The organism is Marinobacterium sp. BA1, from assembly GCF_041155135.1.
Lineage (GTDB): Bacteria > Pseudomonadota > Gammaproteobacteria > Pseudomonadales > Balneatricaceae > Marinobacterium > Marinobacterium iners.
This window is the reverse complement of the sequence record NZ_BAAFHC010000001.1, coordinates 3,486,018-3,511,937: the sequence shown is the minus strand read 5'-3', so window position 1 is coordinate 3,511,937 and position 25,920 is coordinate 3,486,018. Positions and strand designations below refer to the sequence as shown.

The 25,920-nt window shown below is 55.8% G+C and carries 11 protein-coding genes and 1 tRNA gene; 6 read left to right on the top strand and 6 right to left on the bottom strand.

Annotated elements, in window-relative coordinates; all coding sequences use genetic code 11:
• Positions 1-321: 321 nt before the first annotated feature.
• Positions 322-397: transfer RNA gene (locus tag ACAM29_RS17000), tRNA-Phe, on the top strand.
• A 40-nt stretch (positions 398-437) separates the two neighbouring features.
• Here the strand turns inward: ACAM29_RS17000 and ACAM29_RS16995 are convergent.
• Positions 438-1,292 carry a LysR family transcriptional regulator gene (locus ACAM29_RS16995; RefSeq protein ID WP_369624839.1) on the bottom strand — a complete coding sequence of 285 codons (855 nt, stop codon included), beginning with the start codon at positions 1,290-1,292 and terminating at the stop codon, positions 438-440.
• 102 nt (positions 1,293-1,394) lie between these two features.
• On the opposite strand from ACAM29_RS16995, the gene ACAM29_RS16990 reads away from it, so the two are divergent.
• Entirely contained in the window at positions 1,395-2,423 is a 1,029-nt protein-coding gene (locus ACAM29_RS16990; protein ID WP_369624838.1) for a YeiH family protein, read from the top strand.
• Here ACAM29_RS16990 and can read toward each other — a convergent pair.
• Both can and hemE read right to left on the bottom strand, forming a co-directional pair.
• Positions 2,416-3,078, bottom strand: a complete 663-nt coding sequence (can, locus tag ACAM29_RS16985) for a carbonate dehydratase (RefSeq protein WP_369624837.1) — start codon at positions 3,076-3,078, stop codon at positions 2,416-2,418. The two genes, ACAM29_RS16990 and can, sit on opposite strands and share 8 nt — an antisense overlap.
• 80 nt (positions 3,079-3,158) lie before the next feature.
• Positions 3,159-4,223 (bottom strand): uroporphyrinogen decarboxylase, encoded by a 1,065-nt coding sequence (gene hemE, locus ACAM29_RS16980; protein ID WP_369624836.1) that lies wholly within the window; start codon positions 4,221-4,223, stop codon positions 3,159-3,161.
• Between the two features lie 160 nt (positions 4,224-4,383).
• On the opposite strand from hemE, the gene ACAM29_RS16975 reads away from it, so the two are divergent.
• From ACAM29_RS16975 to putP, 4 genes are all read left to right on the top strand, one after another.
• Positions 4,384-5,184, top strand: coding sequence for a helix-turn-helix domain-containing protein (locus tag ACAM29_RS16975; protein WP_369624835.1), 801 nt, complete (start codon positions 4,384-4,386; stop codon positions 5,182-5,184).
• Positions 5,185-5,324: 140 nt separating this feature from the next.
• Entirely contained in the window at positions 5,325-8,459 is a 3,135-nt protein-coding gene (gene putA / locus ACAM29_RS16970; RefSeq protein WP_369624834.1) for a bifunctional proline dehydrogenase/L-glutamate gamma-semialdehyde dehydrogenase PutA, read from the top strand.
• A complete protein-coding gene (locus ACAM29_RS16965) occupies positions 8,456-9,160 on the top strand; it encodes an aldehyde dehydrogenase family protein (RefSeq protein WP_369624833.1) in 705 nt (234 codons plus the stop codon). Before putA ends, ACAM29_RS16965 begins: the two co-directional genes overlap by 4 nt.
• Positions 9,161-9,294: 134 nt before the next feature.
• Positions 9,295-10,785 carry a sodium/proline symporter PutP gene (gene putP, locus ACAM29_RS16960; RefSeq protein ID WP_369624832.1) on the top strand — a complete coding sequence of 497 codons (1,491 nt, stop codon included), beginning with the start codon at positions 9,295-9,297 and terminating at the stop codon, positions 10,783-10,785.
• A 188-nt stretch (positions 10,786-10,973) separates the two neighbouring features.
• Here putP and ACAM29_RS16955 read toward each other — a convergent pair whose 3' ends face one another.
• The 3 genes from ACAM29_RS16955 to gltB form a co-directional block, all read right to left on the bottom strand.
• On the bottom strand, positions 10,974-19,751 hold the full coding sequence (locus ACAM29_RS16955) for a retention module-containing protein (protein WP_369624831.1): 8,778 nt from the start codon (positions 19,749-19,751) through the stop codon (positions 10,974-10,976).
• 160 nt (positions 19,752-19,911) lie between these two features.
• Positions 19,912-21,345: an FAD-dependent oxidoreductase gene (locus tag ACAM29_RS16950; RefSeq protein WP_369624830.1), complete on the bottom strand. Its 1,434-nt coding sequence runs from the start codon at positions 21,343-21,345 to the stop codon at positions 19,912-19,914.
• Positions 21,346-21,406: 61 nt separating this feature from the next.
• Entirely contained in the window at positions 21,407-25,861 is a 4,455-nt protein-coding gene (gene gltB, locus ACAM29_RS16945; protein WP_369624829.1) for a glutamate synthase large subunit, read from the bottom strand.
• Between the last annotated feature and the right edge of the window lie 59 nt (positions 25,862-25,920).

The window sequence follows — 25,920 nt, the reverse complement described above, 5'->3', positions numbered from 1 at the left end:
CGCGCATGCGCTGCATAATCTGGACAGTTGGATAGGATACGTGCAAAAAAGCGAGGCAAAACACGATGTTTACCTCGCTTTCATATGTCTGGCTGTGTTCCGCCTGCATTCGTAGCAGGTTAAACGCCAGTATTCTAGACGATCAGCGCTCTGGAGTCCACGCGAAAAGCCCCTTAGAGGGCCTGTGTGGCGGGTCCGAATCACAACGAACAGGAGCAGACCTGCCCTGCCACCCAATCGTGAGCCGACACTTTTGTGAATAAAAATCAGCAAGATACTTGACGCGTCAGTTACAGACTGGTTGAATAGGCGCCTCTTCCAGCCCAGATAGCTCAGTCGGTAGAGCAGGGGATTGAAAATCCCCGTGTCGGCGGTTCGATTCCGTCTCTGGGCACCAAATTCCGAAAGGCCTGCATGCAAATGCAGGCCTTTTTCGTTTACAGCCCTGCCTGCCGACCTATCAACTGCATGAATGCAGCCGTCGCTGCCGTATCCGGCCGCTGCCGATGGCGCAGAATATACAGTGGCCGACGGATACTGCGCTGCGGAACCAGCCTCACCAGCTCGCCACTTTGAAGCGAACGTCCCACCACCTGCAGCGATAGACAGCTTACACCCAAACCAGCCAGTACGGCGTGATGAATCGCCTCGGAGCTCCCCAGCTCCAGCCTGACACTGCTTGCCGTGAGTTCAGGGAACTCCCCCTCTACCACACTGCGCGTGCCCGAGCCTTTTTCTCGCATGATCCAGGGCATCTGCTCCAGCGTCACAGCGGCTTCAGTCCAACCGCCAGCGGCCGATGCCACCACAACCATCTCATCATCCTGCCAATGAGTCAGCTCCAGATCAGGATGCCGCGCCTGTCCTTCCACCAACCCAATATCCAGCTCACAGCGCGCCACACGTCCTGCAATCACTTCGGTGTTAGCGACCTCAACTCGACGACAGGGTTGATCAACACCACCCCGCCCCAATAATTGCGGCAGCATGTAGTTGCCGATAGTGGTACTGGCTCCGACTGCCAGCCGCCCCTGAGTACTGGAAAACAACTCATCCAGCTCACATGCCTGCGCCATCAGCAACTGCGCCCTTGGCTGCAGTCGTCGGCCCGCCTCATTCAGTACCAATCGCTTGCCGACACGGTCAAACAGCCGCACACCCAGGCGCTGCTCCAGCTCGGCAAGCGCATTACTGATGGCTGACTGTGACAGTGCCACCTGCACCGCAGCTTGCGTAGTTGATCCCTTGGCAGCAATGGCCAGGAAAATTTCCAGCTGGCGGAGAGAGATCATCTCTTTTACCTATTTTTATGGTAGATATTATATAAATTACTCCTTTTACTAATATATTGCAGCTCTATAAGGTAGTCAGCCCAGCCAAGAGGTCTCGCTGCCATGTTTGTTACTCTGCTCAGTCGACATTATTTGTTTACAGGCCTGGCACTGGCCTTTTTTCTAACACTGACCGCCCTGTCGCTGGTTCAAATGCCGCTGCCAATATTCCCCCTGCTGGGCCCACTGACACTGGCCATGTTACTGGGTATGGCAGCAGGCCACTGCAGCAGTTCGGATTTCACCCAGCAGGCCGAGCGCGGCCTGCAATTTTCCCGTCACTACCTGCTGCGAGCTGGCATTATCCTCTATGGACTGCGCATCAGCCTGGATGACCTCAGCACTGCCGGTTGGGGGGCTCTGCTGATTGATGCAATTGTGGTCACGACCATCCTGCTCACGGCGGCCTGGGCCGGGGTGCGCTGGTTTCGACTCGACGTACCGACAGCCCTGCTGATCGGCGCCGGCAGCGCCATTTGTGGTGCCGCTGCCGTTCTGGCCACGGCGCCAGCCCTGCGCGCGCGCAACCAGGCCGTACCTGTCGCCATTGCAACGGTTGTATTGTTTGGGTCAGCGGCCATGCTGCTGTACCCCTGGCTGTTTACACAAACCTGGGTAATGACGCTGCTTGATGGTTCGGCACGGGACTTTGGCCGCCTTGTTGGGGCCACTACACATGAGGTCGCACAGGTTACCGCCATAGCCGCTACGTTACCTGCGGATGGCGCTCACACGGCTGTGGTTACCAAGCTGATGCGTGTGATGCTGCTGGTACCGGTTCTGCTGGTTCTGAGTCGTCTGTTTCAGCATCGGACAGAGAACAGCGAAACACCGAGCCTGACCATCCCCTGGTTTGCGCTGGTTTTCATGCTGCTGCCGCTGGTGAACAGTCTTGAGCTGGTACCAGCCGCCATACTGACATGGCTCCACCAGCTGGACCAGCTGCTGCTGGGGATGGCGATGACCGCGCTGGGATTTGCAACCCGGATCAGTGCGATTCGGGCTGCCGGCTGGCGCCCACTGGCGCTGGGCGCTCTGCTGTTTGTGTTGCTGCTGACAGGGGGTGCCCTGCTGACGCTGTTGATCAGCTGAAGGCGCGGGCCGCTTCGATCCTGTTCTGTGCTCCCTGCAACTCACTCTGGGCACTTTCAGGCCCCTCGGCGCAAAATTCAAGATCGGTCAGGCGACCGTTCTTAAGGCTGTAAATCCAGCCATGCACACTCAGCTCCTGACCACGATTCCATGCATTCTGCACCACAGTAGTGTTACAGACGTTATAGGCCTGCTCAATCACGTTCAGCTCGCACAACTGATCGATCTGCTGCGGCGTATCCTTCCAGACACCGACCAGCGCACGGTGCTTGTAGTACACATCGCGAATATTGCGCAGCCAGTTGTCAATCAGACCATGTGGCCGCTGCTCCATCGCGGCGCGCACACCACCACAACCATAGTGCCCCACCACCATTACATGCTTCACCTTCAGTACCTCCACTGCGTACTGCAGCACAGACAGGCAATTCATGTCGGTATGCACCACGATATTGGAGACATTACGGTGAACAAACAGCTCGCCGGGCAACAGATCAACGATCTCGTTGGCCGGAACACGACTGTCGGAGCAGCCGATCCAGAGGTACTCGGGCGCTTGCTGACTGGCCAGCGTGGGAAAGAACTGAGGGTCCTGCTCCCGGATGCGATCAGACCAGTTGCGGTTATTGGTAAAAAGCGTCGACAGTTTCTTCATGTTTTTTCAATCCGCAGATACAACACAGGCAACGGTGTAACACACCGCTGCCTGTCAGACTCGCACAACAGGGAGGTGGGTTAGCGGTGATACTGGGCACTCAACTCGTGCACCGCATCCACAAACACCTTGGCACTTCCCGGATCAACAAACTGATGAATGCCGTGCCCCAGGTTGAACACATGACCATTGCCAGAACCAAAGCGCTGCAAAATATCCGCCACCTCGGCGCGAATACGATCAGCCGGCGCATACAGCACGCTTGGGTCCATATTGCCCTGCAGCGCAATACGGTCACCAACGCGGCGACGGGCATCATCGATATTGGTGGTCCAATCCAGGCCCAGAGCATCGGCACCCGCTTCGGCCATCACTTCAAGCCACTGCCCGCCATTTTTGGTGAATAGAATCACCGGCACACGACGGCCTTCGTGTTCACGAATCAGGCCATCAACGATCTGCTTCATGTATTTGAGCGAAAATTCCTGATACATGGGGCCGCTGAGCACACCACCCCAGGTATCGAAGATCTGTACCGCCTGAGCGCCACTGCGGATCTGCTCATTCAAGTAGGTAGTCACCGACTGCGCCAGCTTGTCCAGCAGCGCATGCATCACCTCGGGCGTGGCATACATCATCTGCTTGATATGGCGGAAATCCTTGCTGGAACCGCCCTCAACCATGTAAGTCGCCAGCGTCCAGGGGCTGCCGGAAAAACCGATCAGCGGTACACGACCGGACAGAGCGCCACGAATCTCTTTCACGGCTGCCATGACGTAGTCCAGATCGGTGGCGGCATCGGGGATCGGCAGCTCGGCCACATCCTTCTCGGTTCGGATGATCTTCTTGAAACGCGGGCCTTCACCCTGCTCAAAGTAGAGCCCCAGACCCATGGCATCGGGGATAGTGAGGATATCGGAAAACAGGATGGCCGCATCCAGATCGTAACGCTCCAACGGCTGCAGTGTCACTTCACAGGCCAGCTCACGATTTTTGCACAGACTCAGAAAGTCTCCGGCCTGCGCCCGGGTGGCACGGTATTCCGGCAGATATCGCCCTGCCTGTCGCATCATCCAGACCGGTGTCACATCGACCGGCTCACGCAGCAGCGCCCGCAGGAAGCGATCATTTTTCAGTTCAGCCATCGCGCTCTCAATCCTGTTCGCAGTTAATTCAAGGGGCCTATTGTAACCGCTAAAAGGCACAAATGCGCATGGACCTGATCACATCCATCCAATTGCACCGTACAATAACTGGTCTATGGTTAACCCATACTCCATTGACCACGGCAATGACGGCACTCACATGAACCGATCGACACAACTGATCAGCCTGCCCAGTTCGGCAGACCAGCACGACCATCATTACCACCAACTGGTTTTTGGGCTTGAAGGCGAAACGGAATTTGAGCTGGTAGGCCACAGCCGAGAAGTCAGCATCGGCCATGGCTGCCTGGTTCCCTGCTCGACCGAGCATATTTTCAGCGGACTGGGCGACAACCGCATTCTGGTCGTCAATCTGCCGGCATACAGTGAAGACCGTCAGCAGCAGGAGCGTGTCGAGCAGCTGTTCCGCAGTGCACGCTACTTTAACTGCCCACCGCAGTTGCAGTTGCTCTTGCGCACCCTCAGCCGCGAGGTAGAAAGCAGCCCCGAAGACTCGCTGCTGCTTGAAGCCTGCAGCAACACACTGCTGTGCTCATTGCAGCGTCAGCTGGAATACCTTCCTCTGCCACAGCCTCGCAGCATGGCGGGACGACTCAACCTTGAGCTGCTGGATGATTACCTTGAACTGCATATTGAAAGGCGCATCAGCGTAGCCGAATTGGCAGGCCTGTTTTGCCTCAGCAGCAGCCAGTTTTTTGCCCGCTTCAAAACTGAAACAGGTCGCACACCGCAGGAATACGTCAGCGAGTACAGGCTGCGAGCTGTGCGCAGCGCCCTGGAAAACTCCGCGGCACCCATTGCACAACTTGCAGGGCGTTTCGGGTTTTGCAGCCAGAGCGCGTTGACTCGCGCATTCAGCCAGCGCTTCCAGATTTCACCGGCGCATTATCGGCGCCAACACGGCCAGGCTCTGCCGGAGGATTTGGCAAAACAAGCATAGATTCAGACAAGACCTCTCCGCACAGCCTGTTATTAAATGCAGTTCGAGTGGGTAATCCTGCCCTCTTGAACGGCCGCGACTGACGATACGGCCTGCGTGTTGCAGCCCGCCATCTGCGGAGAAGAGTTGAGGAAAAGTCTATGTTCAAAGCGATTGATGCCCTGCATCCGGGATACATCGAGCAGCCACTGGAAACGCTCCAGGCGCAGATCTCCCCGCTTTATGCCATCGACGAGGGCCAATGGCTGCGTGAGCTGATGCCACTCGCCGAGCCGACCCGCGATCAGATCAGCAGCACCGAAGCCACCGCCACCCGCCTGATTGAGCAGGTGCGTGCCGATGATGGCGCCATCCACATGATCGATGCCCTATTGCTGGAATACAGCCTGGACACCCGCGAAGGAATCCTGTTGATGTGTCTGGCTGAAGCACTGATGCGGGTACCTGACGCCGAGACAGCCGACGCCCTGATCCGCGACAAGCTCAGTGTCGCCGACTGGAAAAGCCACCTTAAGCATTCGGACTCCGTACTGGTCAACGCTTCCACTTGGGGTCTGTTGCTGACCGGCAAGGTCGTAACGCTGGACGAACGCGAAGACGGCACACCGTCCGGTGTCATCAACCGTCTGGTCAATCGCCTCGGCGAGCCTCTGATCCGCAAGGTCATGCAACAGGCGATGAAGATCATGGGGCATCAGTTCGTACTCGGCCGCGATATCGATGAAGCCATGAAACGCGGCAGCGACTTTCGCCAAAAGGGCTACACCTATTCCTTCGACATGCTCGGCGAAGCGGCACTGACCCGAGCCGATGCAGCCAAATACCTGAACGATTACAGCAACGCCATCAATTTTGTCGGCAACTATCAGGACAAAAAAGCCAAGGGACCCAAGCCCAGCGTATCGATCAAACTGTCCGCCCTGCACCCTCGCTACGAGCCCGGCCAGGAAGAGCAGGTTATGCAGCAACTGTTCGAGACTGTGCTCAAGCTGATTCGTCAGGCACGGGCACTGGATGTCGCGATCACCATCGATGCCGAAGAGGCCGACCGACTTGAGCTGTCGCTGGAATTGTTCCAGAAGCTGTATCAACATCCTGACTGCCAGGGCTGGGGCGGCTTCGGACTGGTTGTGCAGGCTTACTCCAAGCGAGCGCTGCCGGTGCTCGTCTGGCTGGCCGCACTGGCGAAACAGCAGGGCGACCTGATACCGCTGCGCTTGGTCAAGGGCGCCTACTGGGACTCTGAAATCAAGCTGTGCCAGCAGAAAGGTCTTGACGGTTACCCGGTCTACACCCGCAAGGAGGCCACCGACGTATCCTATTTGGCCTGCGCGCGCTTTCTACTCAGCAACCACGTCAAAGGCCTGATCTGGCCACAGTTTGCCAGCCACAATGCACACACCGTTGCGGCCATCATGACCGAAGCGCAGCACAATCAGTTCGAATTCCAGCGCTTGCATGGCATGGGTGATGCTCTGTATGACCGAGTACTGGAACAGGCCGGTGTTGCGGTACGCATCTACGCACCGGTTGGCAATCACAAAGACCTGCTGCCCTATCTGGTGCGTCGCCTGCTGGAAAACGGCGCCAACAGTTCATTCGTACACCGACTGGTTGATGCTCGCTGCCCTATCAGCGATCTGGTAGAGCACCCCTGGCAGACCCTGAACAAGCGTGATCCGCTGCATAACCCACGCATCCCGCTGCCGCGCCATATCTACGGTGACAAGCGCCTGAACTCACGCGGCCCGAACATCGATATTGCCGCTGAATGGCAACCGTTCAGTGCCGACATTCAACGTTGGCTCAACCACCAGTGGCAGGGAGGGCCGATCATCAATGGCCAGCGCCTGACGACCGGCACCGAAATTCAGGTAAAAGCACCCTATGATCATCGCATCAGCGCCGGCCAGGTATACTTTGCCGACAGCACCTGCGTAGAACAGGCGATTGCCGCCGCGCAGGGCGGCGTTCAATCATGGCAACAAACCCCGGTGGGCGTACGCACACAGGCATTGATGCGACTGGGAGATTTGCTGGAAGAACATCTGGCGGAGCTGGTTGCCCTGTGCCACCAGGAAGCGGGCAAAACCATCCAGGACGGGATTGACGAAGTACGTGAAGCAGTGGACTTCTGCCGGTATTACAGCCTGCAGGCCAACCAGCTCTTCAGTACCCCTCTTGAGCGAACCCTCGCCGACGGCAGTCACTGCCAAATGATCCGCAACGGCCGGGGTGTGTTTGTCTGTATCAGCCCCTGGAACTTCCCGCTGGCCATTTTCCTCGGCCAGATTACAGCTGCACTGGCTGCCGGCAACACGGTCATCGCCAAGCCCGCCGAACAGACCAGTCTGATTGCAAGCCGTGCCATCGAACTGATGCTTGAAGCCGGCATCCCCGGCAGCGCCATTCAACTGTTGCCCGGCGATGGCGCTACGGTTGGCGCCCCCCTGACAAGCGATCCACGCATTGCCGGCGTGGCCTTTACCGGCTCCACCGAAACCGCTCGGCTGATCAATCGCGCTCTGGCCGGACGCAATGCCGAACCGGTCCCGCTGATTGCCGAGACCGGCGGCCAGAATGCCATGATCATTGACTCGACGTCACTGCCCGAACAGGTGGTGAAGGATGCCGTGCAATCCGCTTTCGTATCGGCAGGTCAGCGCTGTTCGGCTCTACGCGTACTCTGTGTACAGAGCGATATCGCCGATCGCATCATCGACCTGCTGCAGGGTGCCATGGCCGAGCTGAAAACCGGCAACCCCTGCCTGCACAGCACGGATGTCGGCCCTGTCATTGACACCGAAGCACAGCAGGGGTTACTGAGCTATATCGATCAGATGAAGAGTCATGCCAAACTGCTGGCTCAGACGCCGCTGCATGCAGACGCGGATCAGGGCACCTTCGTACCGCCCACTGCCTTTGAGATCGACTCCATCGAACGATTGGGCCGCGAACAATTCGGTCCGATCATGCACCTGGTACGCTATAAAGCCCGTGACCTGGACAGGCTGATTGATCAAATCAATCACTGCGGCTATGGTCTCACGCTCGGCATTCACAGCCGTAACGAAGGTACCGCAGCACATATCGAGTCGCGCGCACGCGTCGGCAATACCTACATCAACCGCAACCAGGTCGGCGCCACCGTCGGCGTACAACCGTTCGGCGGGCAAGGTCTGTCCGGTACGGGTCCAAAGGCCGGTGGCCCGCACTATCTGCTACGCTTTACTCAACTGGCTACGGCAGCCACGCCCAAGGCGGAGGAAGAATGATGCACACCACCGATACACTGGATATTCAGGCAACCGCCATCTGGGAAGCATGGAACCGCCGTGGCTTTGCCGACCGCTGCCAACTGCTGGGACCGATACTGGAACAGCTGCCGGCACATGCCGAAGCGGCTGCCACCGTACGCCTGGCTAAGCAATTACTGCAGGATGCCGCGGCTTTGGAGCCTGTTATCGCCCTGCCAGGACCAACCGGCGAATCCAATGAACTGTACCTCACCGGACGCGGTGTGGTGCTGGTCTTGGGTAACGAACAGAGCACACACTCCCTGATCACTTGCCAACTGCTGGCAGCACTGGCCTGCGGTAACGCCGTGGCCCTGCACTGGCCCGAGCAGGCAAAGTGGTCAAGCGCCCTGGTGGATGCCTGCCACCAGTCCGGTGTGCCCAAAGGCGCATTGGTGCTCAGCGAAGCGACCTCTTCCAAGGATCTGCTGCAAACACCAGACCTGCGACTGGTGATCAGCAGCGGAACGCCCGAGCAAATCATTGCACTCAACCGCACCTTGGCTGCTCAAGATGGTGTACTGATTCAACTAGTGGCCGAAACCGATACCACCAACTGCCCCCAGCTCGTAAGTCCTGATTTCCTGTTACGGCTGGTCACGGAAAAAACCCGTACCATTAACACCACCGCTGTCGGCGGCAATGCAACCCTGCTTGAGCTGGGCAGCAGTGCCGTGTGACGTGTAATCCCCATGTGGTGCGTACTGCACCGAATGTGGGGCTCAATGACCACTCCCGGCTTCTCTGAACCACCGGCACGGGAGTGGCGCAAATAACAGAACCCCCATCCGGGGATTGCAGAGAGGCTTTTTGCATGATTGAAAGCAGCTATGCCGTTTACGGCACCTTTATCGTTTATCTCATCCTGATGCTGGGCATAGGCCTTTACGCCTATCGTCGCACGGCAAGTTCATCCGACTACTTCCTCGGTGGGCGCTCTCTCGGGCCTTGGCCGGCGGCACTGTCTGCCGGCGCTTCCGACATGAGTGGCTGGCTGCTGCTGGGGCTTCCCGGCTATGCCTTCACCTCAGGACTTGAATCACTTTGGCTTGCCGGCGGCCTGCTTTTGGGTACCTGGGCCAACTGGCGCTTTACAGCTCAACGCCTGCGCACCTACAGCATCGAAGCGGGTGACGCCCTGACGTTGCCCGAGTACTTTGCCAACCGTTTCTGTGACAACACTCGCTTGATCCAGATTATATCCGCCTTTTTTGTACTGCTGTTTTTCCTGTTCTATACCAGCTCCGGCCTGGTCGCCGGCGGCAAACTGTTCGAGACCGTATTTGGGCTTGAATACAGCACGGCACTGATCGTAGGCACCATCTGTATCGTCTCCTACACTCTGTTCGGCGGCTTCCTGGCGGTATCCTGGACCGATTTGGTTCAAGGTTTGCTGATGGCTGCAGCCCTTATGATCGTTCCCATCGCGGTAATTCAGGCTGACGGTGGCTTTGGCGCCATGTGGGGTGCCGTTGAGGCACGCAATCCTGAGCTGTTGACCCTGTTCAGCGGGACCGACGGAGAAGCCCTTGGCTTCATTGCGATCATCTCTCTGGCTGCCTGGGGTCTGGGCTATTTTGGTCAGCCCCACATCCTTGCCCGTTTCGCGGCCTGTCGCAGCAACAGGGACATCAACACAGCGCGTCGCATCGCCGTGGGATGGACGGGGCTGTCGATGGCCGGGGCCATTCTGGTCGGCCTGGCTGGCATGGTCTATGTTGAAGCCGAGCTCGGCGGCGTACTGCAAGATGGCGAGACCATTTTCATGCTGCTGGTGAATGCCATTTTCCATCCGATCATCGCCGGTATTCTGCTGGCCGCCATTCTGGCCGCGATCATGAGTACCGCAGACTCCCAGCTACTGGTGTCCTCCTCCGCACTGGCTGAAGACTTCTACAAGCAACTGCTGCGCAAGAACGCATCACAGAAAGAGATCGTTATGGTCGGCCGTCTTGCGGTAATCGGCCTGTCGTTTGTTGCCATGATGCTGGCGTTCGATCCAGACAGTACCGTACTGGGACTGGTCTCCTATGCCTGGGCAGGCTTTGGTGCGGCGTTCGGTCCTGCACTGCTGATCAGCCTGTATTGGAAGAATATGACACGTAACGGCGCACTGGCCGGTATCGTGATCGGTGCCGTAACCGTTGTTGTTTGGAAACAGCTCAGCGGCGGTCTGTTCGACATGTACGAAATTGTACCGGGCATTGTTTTTGCCACAGTTGGGATCTTTGTTGTATCGCAGCTGGGCAGCCAGCCTGACGAAGAGATCCAGGCCCAGCATCAGCGCATGCTGAAAAATCTGTAGGAAGGGCTAGAGATAAAGAGTCTAAACCCACTCCAGCACCTAGGGAACTGGCTGCAGGAGTGGGTAGACCGTAAACACCCGTGAACCTGGGCGTATAACAGAACAGCCGCCTCAAGCGGAAATGCTTGAGGCGGCTGTTATCGTTAAACCACCACCTGTTTAACAGGTGGTGATCGGTTCCATTACGATCAGTTATCCGTAATCACATTCTGGTTTACCAGCTCACTCAATATCTGATTGGCATCTGCTCCTGAACCCAGAGACAGTGCGTTTTGCAGACTGGACTGGCTGACGCCGTTGAGGTTAATGATCTGATCAGTGCTGTCACCACCGGCATCAGTCACAACCAGCTGAGCGTAGCCATTGTCAAAGTTCAGTGACAGGCTGGCACTTCCTCCCAACAGATCGCCAATATTCAATACGTCCTCTGTCGCATCAAAATTGTAGACTGTATCGGTGTTTTCATCAGGAGTACGCGTCACGCTGATATTGGTGATTTGAGCATCCGCGCCATGTTCAGTGTCGAACTCCAAGCGATACTCACCAGGCTCAGTAATTGTCACGGACTGAGTCAGGCTATCAATATTGCCTGAGCCGTCAGCATCATTCTCATCGAACTCGCGGCGACTATCGTAATTTTCCCATCCCCTCCAATCACGATGTTCAAGACGCCACGAGAACTCATCATTTCTTCCGTTCAGATCTTGAGCCGAGAATGTAAAGTCTACGGTAACCGTTTCCCCATCGGCCACGATGAAGGAGCCTGACTCCGCAGCATCATCCCTGTTGTCGTCATCTCCAAGAGAAACATCCTGCAGAAACTCCGGTGCTTCCGGTGTTCCTGTATTCGCAACATCCGACAACTGCCAGACAAACTCATCGCCACCAACCAAGCCAGACAGCGAGTCATTTGCCGACGTCGCGTTGATAACGTTGTAGCTGTCATTGTCTTCTATCGAGATATCGATGCTCTGACCACCGATTGCAAGCGTGCTGTATTCTGTGCCTTCAATCGCCGTATCATCCACAGCTGAAACAACGATGCCAAAGCTCGATACACCAGCCGCTACAGTGATAATGCCCGTATTGGCGTCATAATTTGCGCCATTGACACTGAGCGTTGCGTCACCAGTAGCCAGTGCTCCCAGCGAAACCGCAAAGGTTTGTGCCGCCAAAGGCCCTGACTCAAGGTTAACGGTGAAGGTTTTCGATGTTTCGCCATCTTCACTGACCATCGTGCCACTATCAGCGCTAATGGAGCTGACCTCGACGCGTGGAGCAGCTTGCAGAGTTAAGGTGGCAGAGTCACTGTCGCCATCATTATCCTGAGCAACATAGGTCACTTCAGCAGACAACAGGGATGCGATATCGGCGTCACTGTTCAGCTCATACGTGTAGCTGCCATCACTGCTGATTTCCACTTCACCGAAATCAATACCGCCCGAACTCAGGGTAAAACTGACAGGGGCTCCATTGTTGTCAGCAAAGACATAATCCTGCCCGCCGTACGATACACTCGCCAGTGTCAGCGGAACATCAACGCCAGAATCATTGTCCAGTACATTACCCGTAACCGGGTCCGGATCTATGGTTTGCGCAACGCCTGCAGAAAGAGACTCGCCGTTCGCCACGATAATGACATGATCATCGTCAGCTACGGTACCGCCTTCGTATGTATCGGCAGTTTCACCTGCACCCACGTCAACGCCGATAGGCTCAAGCTCATCAATTTCATTCTGCCCTATACCACCAAACCCGATCGCGTAGGCGTCGTCATAACCATTGTCGGCCAGGAACTGGATCCAGTAGGACTCCTCACCCAAGCCACCAAAGCCCGGGTTGTTGGTATCGCCTTCATCGATACCTGTCGACCCGGTGCCATTTGTTTCATTGGGCTCCCCGTCAGTCAGGAACACCACTTTATTTGAGCTTCCTCCCGGCGGTGGCGGATTGCCTGCCAGAGAAGACATCGCTTCAGCAAGCGCAGCATCATAGTCAGTTGAACCATTCGCCGACAGTCCATTGACGACGGACATCGCAGCATTCAGATCCGTGTACCACTGGCCCGTACCCAATGACTCTGCACCGCTGGAGAATGCTATTAAGTAGACCGCGTTTACATTACCCGAGTTGAACAGATCGGATATCGCTTGTTTTGCCATATCCAGTCGGCTGCTTCCGGGCTCACTGGAGCTCCAAGCCATACTGCCTGATGTATCAATGATAAACGCAAGGTTTTCCTTACCTGTGACTGTTCCACCTTCGGTGGTGGCGGCCTGATCATTGACGGCTGTCACACCTGCATCATTGATGGTAAGCGTCAGTGTGGCTCCACCCTCATCACCATCACTGTCTTCCAGGTTAACGGTTATCGTACCTGTCGCCGCATCCTGACCGTCATCATGCTGGTATGGTGCATACTGAGTAAAGGTGTAAGCGCCTGTTGATTCATTGATTTCCAGACTCCATGAACCATCCGTAGCGGAGAAGGAAGTCATTCCAGCATTGGATGTTTGAGTTGCCGAACCCAAGCCTCCATCGTATGCGAAGGAAACATTACTGAAGTCAGCAAAGTTCATTGTTCCGGTATCTGTATCAACTGCGCTACCTGCGGCATCGGTATCATCAGTGCTGGCACTGCTATCAGATGCACTTGGAGCGGTATTGATTTCAACTGGCGGAGTCGCTTCACCCCCTGCAATCGCAACACTGATATCACCGGATACCTTGTCACCATCGCCATCGGCGGCTTCAACAGCAAACTCAAGCTCCTGTCCTGGTGCTGCAATCAGATCGACGGTTTGCATACTGGTGATTTTCAGCGCCGCCGGGCTATCCGCAACTGTAAGCTGAATGGCCGTAAAGTCATCAGGCGTCAGAATGTTCAACTGTTCATCGACAGCCTCAACAGAACCTGTTGCGACCACAGTGTTGCCATCATAAATGGTGTAGTTGAATGTACCTCCTTGTGGTGCATGGAGGCCGAACAGAACCTGGTCTACCTCTGTTTGAGGTGAACTGAAGGTAAACGTGATTGCCTCACCCGGGGCCAGGCTGTTGGCATCACCCGACAGACCGGTGGTGCTTGGGTTGACCTCATCATTCGTTCCAGTCGGAGTGGCATATACATCTCCAAACTGATATCCCACAGTCGGGCTACCCGCGTTAGTTGACCCGAAGGTCACATCGGATTCGACTGTCCCGGCTTCCGCTTTCAACAGTGTGAAACTGTAGTTGCCATCCAGTCCCAGCGTCAGGGTGAAAACATCATCCTGGCCATCATTTGCAGTCAACACAACCGTGCCATCGGCCTGTGTATTGCTGGTATAGGTAATACCCTCAAGCGCAGGGCCACTCAGAGTAACGTCACCCCAGCCATCGGCACCCGGCAGGAAACCGGCATTGGTCGCACTATCGCTGGCACCAGCTTCGTTATCCACTTCCAAAGTAATGAAATTACCCAACTCCGGAGTATCATCATCAATGGTCAGGTTAAAGGAAGCGAGAGCCTCCGAACCATCCGAGTCCAGTACAGACACATTGATTGGCAATACCAGATCACCACCTTCAACATTATCAGCACTTTCAGGCTCGTGATGCTGCAAAGGCTGCAACAAAGTAACCGAGTACGTTGCTGAACCGTTGGTGACATTCGACACAGCAATTGTGAATACCTGATCCGACGCTTCGGTGGCACTGCCACCCGCCACATAACCAATCAGCGTATTGCTGGATGCATCCCAGAAGGTTTCAACAGACTCACCATCAAGCGTAACGAAGGAGGTGGTATCGCCAGCAGTGCTCAGAGTGATGCTCTGAACCGGGATATCATTACCCAAATTGAAGAGGAGATTACCTTCAATGACCGGAGTTTCCAGGTCATCAATACCGCCTGGATTACCGCCGCTCAACTGGTCTTCGTCGACAGAAATGTCTTCGGCAGAGGCAACAGGGCTGTCGGAGTCATCGATGATAGTAGTGGTGACGGTATCACTGTTGTACTCGATCGACTGGTAGTTACCTGCATTACTGTAGTTGCCCACCAAACCAACAGTGAATGTCTCACCATTGTCTGACACTGCGTCATCTACGGCGGTGCTGCTGAAGACAGAACCTACCGCAACAGTGCTGTTAACGACATCAGCCGTTGTGTAGTCGTCGGTACTGGTGGTGCCGTTGTTTTGGAAGCTGACTTCCACGGTACCACTCGGCTGGTCACCGGAGTCCAGCGGATCGCCATTTTCATCAACAGCGAGAACCACGTAATAGGCGCTGGTTTCGTTTTCCTCTTCGATCTGAGTCTGGGTGATGTAATTACCATCAGTATCAGTCAACGGTACGCCCTGCGCATCCGATGCGAATATCTGGAAGGTAAAGCCGGGCTCCTTCGCACCATTGATGGTGATGACCAGTTTGGCTGGATCGGATACGTTGCCGTTTGGATCCAGCAGTGTGTAGTTGAAGATATCTTCTGCCGTATCCCCCTCATCCAAAGCCTGAGTAGCCGCACCGTTGGCAATATACTCATATGACCCATCGGCCCGGATTGTCAGCGTACCGTAGTCAGTCGTGATCACTGTGTCGCCGTTAATCTGGGTTGCCTGACCATTGCTGTCTGCAGGAGCTATGGTGTTAACGGCAAGATCAATCACAGGAGTATCCGCATCCCAGTCACGCCCAGTCTGCGCACCACCATTGTCGTCGTCGTCAATGATCACATTGCCTTCGACGGTTTGGTCTTCGCCCACCTCTTCATTGTTATCGACTGCAACAGGGGCAATATAGGGCTGTGCCTGTCCGGTTACGGCATCACCATCGATGGTCAGCGTGGCAGTCACCTCATCGCCATCACTGTCAGTCAATGTATATGTGAAGACATCTTCATATTGCCCTGTTTCAGTGGGCGATACTTCATAGCCATCAATTTTGACGAAATAATCTGAATCATCGTTTGAGGCATGTCCATCCTGACCATAAGGTACAGTATCGAAGACAAGCGTACTGAAACCGCCGATGTCAGAAATTGTGAACGTGGCCTGATTGTTGTTCTGCCAAACAACTCCATCAGTGGAGTCCGCATAGGGGTCACTACCACTGTCGTTGCTTATAATGCCGCTTGCAACCAAATCACCACTTGCATTGAAAGCGTACCACCGTGCGCCTTCACCGCCGCTTTCAGTACTGAACAAGTTAGACACACTAACCGTGGCAGAAGTCACAGTCTGGCCATTGAAGCCAAATGCCAATGCTTCAGTTTGATGCCCAGAGGTATTGATCTGCCCTGCAACAGGCAGCCCCAGCCCTGGGCTGGCCACGCCGTAGAAATCGCCAGAGGTTGAAACCGTACCGGTTGAGGAACCGTCAAACTTCCCGCTATCAGTCAGGAAAGATTCGCCCAGCTGGTAGGCCGACACTGATATGGCACCCATGTCGCCTTCTACTGGTGCATACGTGTAGGTGTACTCGCCATCCGCATCGATCGTCAGGCTACCATATTGACCGTCGATGGTGACTTGCGCCGCGGCAACAGGTTTAACCACCTGATCACTACCGGAGCCAGTACTGATTTCGGTAAGTGTTCCACCATCAGCTCCCACTGAATCATTGCTCAGCACATTGCCTGAGGCCACACCGGTGTTTTCATCCACAGTATCCACATCATCATCAGCCAGAGCACTGTCGTCTTCAATGATGAGTGTGAGGGTTGTACTGGGCTGAGTTCCCGCAGTTACGCCAATATCAAAGCTCAACTCACTTTCAATATTGCCATCATCACCGTGATCAGCAGCTGACTTGAGTGTAGTTTCCAGTTTCCAGAAACCGCTGCTGTCTGCAACGGCATTCACTTCAACCACCTCAACTGATCCGTCAGATCCAATCAGCGTTTTACCGTCATTGCTGACAGACCAGGTCAGATTCCCAGAAACAGGGGCTGTCAGACTGATGTCCTGCGCTGAGCTGAAGTTGGTTACCACACTCGATGTAACGGCATCGGTTGTGTCGAACTGGGTGTTGCTGTCACCATCAAAGTCATCGGTGTCGGCATTCCCGTCCTGCAGCCCTTCTTCAGAAACTCGCAGAGTGTAATCCGTAACATCATTATCGGTGATGGTGGTAGTGACGGTGTCGCTGTTGTACTCGATCGCTTCGTAGTCACCGGCGTTGCTGTAGTTGCCCACCAGCCCTACGGTGAAGGTTTCGCCGTTGTCGGCAAACACATCATCCACGGCCGTGCTGCTGAACGCGGTACCCACTGTGACGGTGGTGCCGGCCACGGTGTAGTCGTCATCCGTGGTAGTGCCGTTGTTGGTGAAGCTGACTTCTACGGTACCGCTCGGCTGATCGCCATCAGCCAGTGGGGTGCCGCTGCCATCCACCGCCAGTACAATGTACTGCGCGCTGGTCTCGCCTTCTTCATTGATGCTGTTAGCGGATACGTAGTTACCTGCAGCATCCAGACCAAACAGCTGGAAGGTGTATGCAACGTCGTTGTCTTCGTATGTCGGTGGGTCCTGCGGATCGTCGTTAGCGGTCTCGTCGACAATGGTGGTGGTGACGGTGTCGCTGTTGTACTCGATCGCTTCGTAGTCACCGGCGTTGCTGTAGTTGCCCACCAGCCCTACGGTGAAGGTTTCGCCGTTGTCGGCAAACACATCATCCACGGCCGTGCTGCTGAACGCGGCACCCACTGTGACGGTGGTGCCGGCCACGGTGTAGTCGTCATCCGTGGTAGTGCCGTTGTTGGTGAAGCTGACTTCTACGGTACCGCTCGGCTGATCGCCATCAGCCAGTGGGGTGCCGCTGCCATCCACCGCCAGTACAATGTACTGCGCGCTGGTCTCGCCTTCTTCATTGATGCTGTTAGCGGATACGTAGTTACCTGCAGCATCCAGACCAAACAGCTGGAAGGTGTATGCAACGTCGTTGTCTTCGTATGTCGGTGGGTCCTGCGGATCGTCGTTAGCGGTCTCGTCGACAATGGTGGTGGTGACGGTGTCGCTGTTGTACTCGATCGCTTCGTAGTCACCGGCGTTGCTGTAGTTGCCCACCAGCCCTACGGTGAAGGTTTCGCCGTTGTCGGCAAACACATCATCCACGGCCGTGCTGCTGAACGCGGTACCCACTGTGACGGTGGTGCCGGCCACGGTGTAGTCGTCATCCGTGGTAGTGCCGTTGTTGGTGAAGCTGACTTCTACGGTACCGCTCGGCTGATCGCCATCAGCCAGTGGGGTGCCGCTGCCATCCACCGCCAGTACAATGTACTGCGCGCTGGTCTCGCCTTCTTCATTGATGCTGTTAGCGGATACGTAGTTGCCTGCAGCATCCAGACCAAACAGCTGGAAGGTGTATGCAACGTCGTTGTCTTCGTATGTCGGTGGGTCCTGCGGATCGTCGTTAGCGGTCTCGTCGACAATGGTGGTGGTGACGGTGTCGCTGTTGTACTCGATCGCTTCGTAGTCACCGGCGTTGCTGTAGTTGCCCACCAGCCCTACGGTGAAGGTCTCGCCGTTGTCGGCAAACACATCATCCACGGCCGTGCTGCTGAACGCGGTACCCACTGTGACGGTGGTGCCGGCCACGGTGTAGTCGTCATCCGTGGTAGTGCCGTTGTTGGTGAAGCTGACTTCTACGGTACCGCTCGGCTGATCGCCATCAGCCAGTGGGGTGCCGCTGCCATCCACCGCCAGTACAATGTACTGCGCGCTGGTCTCGCCTTCTTCATTGATGCTGTTAGCGGATACGTAGTTGCCTGCAGCATCCAGACCAAACAGCTGGAAGGTGTAGGCAACATCGTTGTCGAAAGTCCCCGGGAGTTCAGAGGTATCGTTCTCTGTTTCATCGACAATAGTGGTAACTACTTGATCAGAGCTGTAGTTAACAAGGTCATAGCCCTGGGGGTTTGTCCAATCGCCACCCAAAATCAGACTGAATGTCTCATTGTTGTCAGCAAGTGCATCATCCAGCGCATCAATCTCAAACACTTGACCTACTGTCACAGATTGCCCACCAAACGGTGAGTAATCATCCCCTGCCGAGGCAGTATCGCCTACATTGCCAATATTAACTGTGACTTGGCCGCCAGGCTGTATAGCTAACTGGTTTCCGTTACTGTCAAACGCGAGTACTACATACTGACCCGTTGTTGGGAATTCAAAAGAAGGCTGCACAGAGTCGCCATTACCCTCTCCCGGCAACTGATCAATAGGAAGTCCCCCAATGTATCCTGGCTCATAAATTGTATTCGCTGCTACATACTCACCATCAACAACAGCGAACAGTCTCAACTCAACAACTGTAGGCTCAGGCTCAGGCTCAGGTTCCGGCTCAGGCTCAGGCTCAGGCTCAGGCTCTGGTTCCGGCTCAGGCTCTGGTTCCGGCTCGGGCTCTGGTTCCGGCTCCGGCTCCGGCTCCGGCTCCGGCTCCGGCTCTGGTTCCGGCTCAGGCTCTGGTTCCGGCTCTGGAAGAGGCTCATCATCGGCAAGCAGAATGCCTGGCTCTTCTGTAGGCTCCAAAACATCAGAGTTCAACCCGATTGTTTCGTACCCGGCTTCAGGTGTCGTTTCACCTGCAGTCCTGCTCAGCTGTACAAAATCAGCCCCTTCATTACCGTCAGTTCCACCCGCAGCCGGCGCACCAGCAGCCGTAGGCTCAAGCACTTCTGTCGGGTCCTGGCCAGCCAAAATGGCAGCCTGAATAGCATCAACAGATGCAATTGACTCGTCAACTGGATAGTTTTGGGACGGGCTGAAGGTATCTGCTGTAGCCAACCAATTCTGGCTACCTTCCAGCACGATCGGGTCACCCATGCCGTCGATAGCAATTTCAATCCGCGCATCCGGAGCAGGCCTGATCAGGTCGCCTTCCAGAATCGCGTCACCAAGCGCTAACAGCCGCTCATTGCCGTTTGCATCAACCGCTACAACCTTGCCTGCCAAGGCGTTGACACTGCCTATCACCGTACTCATGACAATACCCCACTAAAACCCAGTTTCGATTACCCTACTCTAGGTCTGTGTTCGACAGTTCTCTATTGTCCTGTGGTACAAAAGCAAAAAACCGGATGCCATCACAGCATCCGGTTTTTTTATGCTCTCACCACCCAACAACGGGTGGCAGGTCAGATAATCAGACCTCCAAGAAGTCCAGAATACCTTCGGCGGCCTTGCGGCCTTCATCAATCGCGGTCACGACCAGGTCAGAACCTCGCACCATGTCACCACCGGCGAACACCTTGGCATTGCTGGTCTGGAATGCGAAGCGACCCACTTCCTGCGGCTGAGCCACTGTTTTGATACGACCGTCTTCGTGCAGATCGATACTGAAGTCCGCAAACCAGGGCGCCGGGCTCGGACGGAAACCGAAGGCAACCAGCACAGCATCAGCAGGCAGGACTTCTTCAGAGCCCGGTACCACTTCAGCGCGGCGACGACCGTTTTCGTCAGGCTCACCCATCTGGGTTGCCACAACTTTAACGCCTACAACCTTGCCGTTTTCGCCCACGACCTCAACCGGCTGACGGTTGAACAGGAACTTGACGCCCTCTTCGCGCGCATTTTCCACTTCGCGCTTGGAGCCCGGCATGTTCTCTTCGTCACGACGGTAGGCGCAGATGACCGATTCGGCCCCCTGGCGGATAGAGGTACGGTTACAGTCCATGGCGGTATCACCACCACCCAGCACAACCACTTTCTGACCCTTGACACTGATGTATTCAGACGGGTCCTGCTCATAGCCAAGGCAGTGATTCACATTGGAGATCAGGAACGGCAGCGCGTCATGCACACCGTCCAGATCCTCACCGGGGAAACCGCCTTTCATGTAGGTGTAGGTGCCCATACCCATGAAAACAGCGTCGTACTCATCCATCAGCTGCTGCATGGTCACCTCCTTCCCTACCTCGGTGTTGAGGCGAAACTCGACACCCATCTCTTCAAAGATCTGGCGGCGACGGCTCATGACACTTTTTTCCAGCTTGAACTCTGGAATACCGAAGGTCAGCAGGCCGCCAATCTCGGGGTAGCGGTCAAACACGACCGGCTTAACGCCGTTACGGACCAGAACGTCGGCACAGCCAATACCGGCAGGGCCTGCACCGATCACGGCAACCTTCTTGTCGGTCCACTCGACATTGGACATGTCAGGCTTCCAGCCCATGGCGAAGGCGGTATCGGTGATGTATTTTTCTACCGAGCCGATTGTGACGGCACCAAAGCCGTCATTCAGCGTACAGGCACCTTCACACAGGCGGTCCTGCGGACATACACGGCCACACACTTCCGGCAGCGAGTTGGTCTGATGACTCAACTCTACCGCTTCCATGATGTTCCCCTCGGTCACCAGCTTCAGCCAGTTGGGGATAAAGTTGTGCACCGGGCACTTCCATTCACAATAGGGGTTGCCACACTCAAGGCAGCGGTGCGCCTGGGAAGAGGCATCCTTGGGCTGGAACGGTTCATAAATCTCGGCAAACTGCTGTTTGCGAATACCGGCCAGCACTTTTTCCGGCCCCTGACGGCCAACGTCAATAAACTGAAAATCGTTCTTCAGACGGTCAGTCATTTTACCACCTCGTCCGATACCCGCCGCTGGGGCAGGTACCGCAGTTAGTCTTTCTCTGTGCTTACTCGGGACGCACACGCACTGTGTTCAGGAGATCATTCAGACTTGCAGCCTTGGGCTTGACCAGCCAGAACTTGCCGCAATAGTCATAGAAGTTATCCAGAATCTCCTGACCCCAAGCACTGCCGGTTTCAGCCGTGAACTCCTCAATTACCGACCGCAGGTGGTTCTTGTAGGACTCCATCTGCTCGGTCGCAATCCGGTGGATATCCACCAGCTCGTGGTTGTACTTATCAACAAAGGTATTGTCACGATCCAGTACATACGCGAAGCCGCCAGTCATGCCGGCACCGAAGTTGTAGCCGGTCTCGCCCAGCACCGTCACCATCCCCCCGGTCATGTACTCACAGCAGTGATCACCGGCACCTTCAATTACGGCATGACAACCGGAGTTGCGCACACCGAAACGCTCACCGGCACGGCCCGCCGCGAACAGCTTGCCGCCCGTTGCACCATACAGACAGGTGTTGCCAAGAATGGCGGTATCCTGGGACTTGAACGTGGCTTCAGCAAACGGACGCACTACCACCTTGCCACCAGCCATACCCTTGCCGACGTAGTCGTTGGCATCGCCTTCCAGCAACAGATGCTGGCCACCGGCGTTCCAGACGCCGAAGGACTGGCCGGCATGACCACGGAAGCGGAACACGACTGGTTTGTCTTCCATGCCCAGATTGCTGTGATGACGAGCAATCTGGCCGGAGGTACGCGCACCTACCGAGCGATCACAGTTGGTGATCTGAAGTGTCCACTCACCGCCAGATTTACTCTCAATCGCCTGCTGCGCCAACTCCAGCATGTGCGTGTTCAGGCTGCCCGGATCATAGGGCTCGTTACGTGCCTGCTGACAGGTGTGTGGATACTCGACCGGCACACCGGCTGTACCGATGATGGGCCCCAGATCCAGATGATTCTGCTTGTCGGTCACGCCCGGCAGAATTTCCAGCAGATCGACACGGCCGATCAATTCATCAAAGCTGCGCACACCAACTTGAGCCATCAGCTGACGAGTCTCTTCCGCCACAAAACGGAAGAAGTTTTTGACCATCTCGACGGTGCCACGGAAATGCTCGTCCCGCAGATCCTTGCGCTGGGTGGCGACACCAGTCGCACAGTTGTTCAAATGACAGATACGCAGATATTTACAGCCCAGCGCGACCATCGGCATGGTACCGAAACCGAAGCTCTCCGCACCCAGAATAGCGGCCTTGATCACATCCAGGCCGGTTTTAAGGCCACCATCTGTTTGCAAGCGGATCTTGCCACGCAGGTGGTTAGCACGCAGTGCCTGTTGTGCATCGGCCAGGCCAAGCTCCCAGGGCGATCCCGCGTAATGAATGGAGGTCAGCGGGGATGCCGCCGTACCGCCATCGTAGCCGGAGATGGTAATCAGGTCGGCATAGGCCTTGGCCACACCGCAGGCGATAGTGCCTACACCCGGACGGGAGACCAGCTTGACGGAAACCAGCCCTTCCGGATTGATCTGCTTCAGATCGAAGATCAGCTGTGCCAGATCCTCGATCGAGTAAATATCATGGTGCGGAGGCGGAGAAATCAGTGTCACGCCCGGTACGGAGTAGCGCAGGCGCGCGATCAAGGCATTCACCTTGCCACCCGGCAGCTGCCCACCTTCACCTGGCTTGGCACCCTGAGCCACCTTGATCTGCATCACGTCGGCGCTCATCAGATATTCCGGCGTAACACCGAAACGGCCGGATGCGACCTGCTTGATTTTGGAGCGCTTGTTGGTGCCATGACGAGCAGGGTCTTCACCGCCTTCGCCGGAGTTGGAGCGACCGCCCAGCTCGTTCATCGCCACCGCCAGCGCTTCATGCGCTTCCGGCGACAGTGCGCCCAGAGACATGGCTGCACTGTCAAAGCGCGGGAAAATGTTTTCGATTGGCTCGACCTGATCCAGCGGGATGGGCTTCAGGTCTTTCTTCAGGCCCAACAGGTCACGCAGGGTCGCAACACCACGCTGGTTTACCAGTTCTGCGTAACGTGCATAAGCATGTTTGTCACCGGTGGTAACCGCTTCATGGATGGTTTTGACCACATCCGGGTTGTAGGCGTGGTACTCGGCACCATGGACATACTTGAGCAGACCACCCTGCTGAATCGGCTTACGCGCACTCCAGGCTTCCTGCGCCAACAGCGCCTGCTCCTGCTGGAAGTGCGTGAAGCGAGCACCTTCAATTCGGCTACACACACCACGGAAACAGAGATCGACCACTTCGCTGGACAGACCAACGGCTTCAAACAGCTGAGCACCGCGGTAAGAAGCGATGGTGGAGATACCCATCTTGGACAGGATCTTCAACAGACCCTTGTTAATACCCTTGCGGTAGTTTTCATGTGCCTGCAGCGGCTCCAGCGGCAGCTCACCGGTGCGACAAAGATCGTTCAGCACGCGGTACGCCAGGTACGGATATACCGCCGTCGCACCGAAACCGAACAGTACAGCAAAGTGATGCGGGTCACGTGCGGTACCGGTCTCAACAATAAGGTTGGTTTCGCAACGCAAGCCTTTTTCGACCAGGTGGTGATGCACTGCACCGGTTGCCATAGCGGCATGAATCGGAAGCTGGCCGCGCTGCAGGTAGGCATCGGTCAGTACCAGCAGTGTGACACCGTTGCGAGCGGCATCCTCGGCCTTGGCGCACAGGTCACGCAACGCCTGCTCAAGCCCGATCTCGGGATCATACTGCAGATCCAGGTCAAGCGAATCGAATCCATCCAGCTTGCACTTGCGCATGAACTGGAACTTGCTCGCCGACAACACCGGGGTCGTCAAAATCAGGCGACGCGCATGTTCGGGTGTTTCTTCGAACACGTTCTGCTCAGCACCTATACATGTCTCCAGCGACATCACGATCGCCTCACGCAGAGGGTCAATCGGCGGGTTGGTTACCTGAGCAAATTGCTGACGGAAGTAGTCATAAGGCGAACGAATACGGCTGGACAGCACGGCCATGGGCTTATCATCACCCATGGAGCCAACCGCTTCCATTCCGGTCTCACCCAGTGGGCGCAGGATCTGGTCACGCTCTTCAAAGGTGACCTGATACATTTTCATGTGCTGCTTGGTTTCTTCCGGCGACATTTCGCGGAACGACTGCGACTCTTCCTGGAAGCTCATGGTCTGCTCCAGGCGAATGGCATTTTCCTTCAGCCACTGTTTGTAGGGCTGCGCAGACTTGAGTTTGTTGTCAACATCCTTCGTATGCAGCACTTCACCTGTCTGGGTATCGATCGACAGGATCTGACCGGGTCCGACACGGCCCTGCGCCACAATATCTTCCGGCTTGTAATCGAAAACACCGATTTCAGATGCCGTACAGATGTAACCATCGCGTGTCATGACCCAGCGTGACGGACGCAGGCCGTTACGATCGAGCATACACACCGCATAGCGGCCATCGGTCATGACCATACCAGCCGGACCATCCCACGGCTCCATGTGCATGGAGTGGAAGTCATAGAAGGCACGTAGGTCAGAGTCCATGGTTTCAACATTCTGCCAGGCAGGCGGAACGATCATGCGCACGGCTCGGTACAAATCCATACCACCCACCAACAGAAACTCCAGCATATTGTCCATGCTGGACGAGTCGGAGCCCGTGGTATTGACGATCGGCTGCAGCTCTTCGATGTTCGGCAGCATCTCGGTCGAGAACTTGGTACGGCGTGCACGAGCCCAATTACGGTTGCCATCAATGGTATTGATTTCACCATTGTGAGCCAGGAACCGGAACGGTTGCGCCAGCGGCCAGCGTGGTGCGGTGTTGGTTGAGAAACGCTGGTGATAGGTACAGATAGCCGTTTCGAGGCGTGGGTCGTTCAAGTCCTGATAAAACACCGGCAGGTCGACCGGCATCATCAGTCCTTTATAGGAAAGCACCTTGTCAGACAAGCTGCAGATGTAAAAATCGGGATCATCGGAAAGCGCGATTTCAGCCTTGCGACGAGCAGTAAAAAGACTGATTGCAAACTCGCGCGGGCTTTTGCCGTTGGGATGAATAAAAACTTGTTCGATCTGGGGAAGGGTATCTTTAGCGATAGGACCAAGACAGCTGTCATTGGTGGGGACTTGTCTCCAGCTCAACACTTGCAACCCTTCGGCCTGCAGCGCTGAGCCAAGTTGCTCGCGGGCTACAGACGCCTGCTGCGCCTCGGGAGACAGAAAGACCATCCCCACTGCATAGTGTTCGCCCAGCTCGACGCCCAGCTCTTCGGCAGCAACGGTTCGCAGGAAACCATCTGGTTTCTGCATCAGCAGTCCACAACCATCGCCGGTTTTGCCATCAGCAGCAATACCTCCGCGGTGTGTCATGCACGCCAGTGCCTGGATCGCCTTGTCCAACAGATCATGGCTGGCCTGACCCTGCATATGGGCCATTAGGCCGAAACCACAGTTATCCTTGAACTCCCCGTGGCGATAAAGACCTTTATTCATACGCCGACCTCGCTAAAACTCTTTTAAATCAAGAAGTTATCTAACTTCCTTTCTCCCGC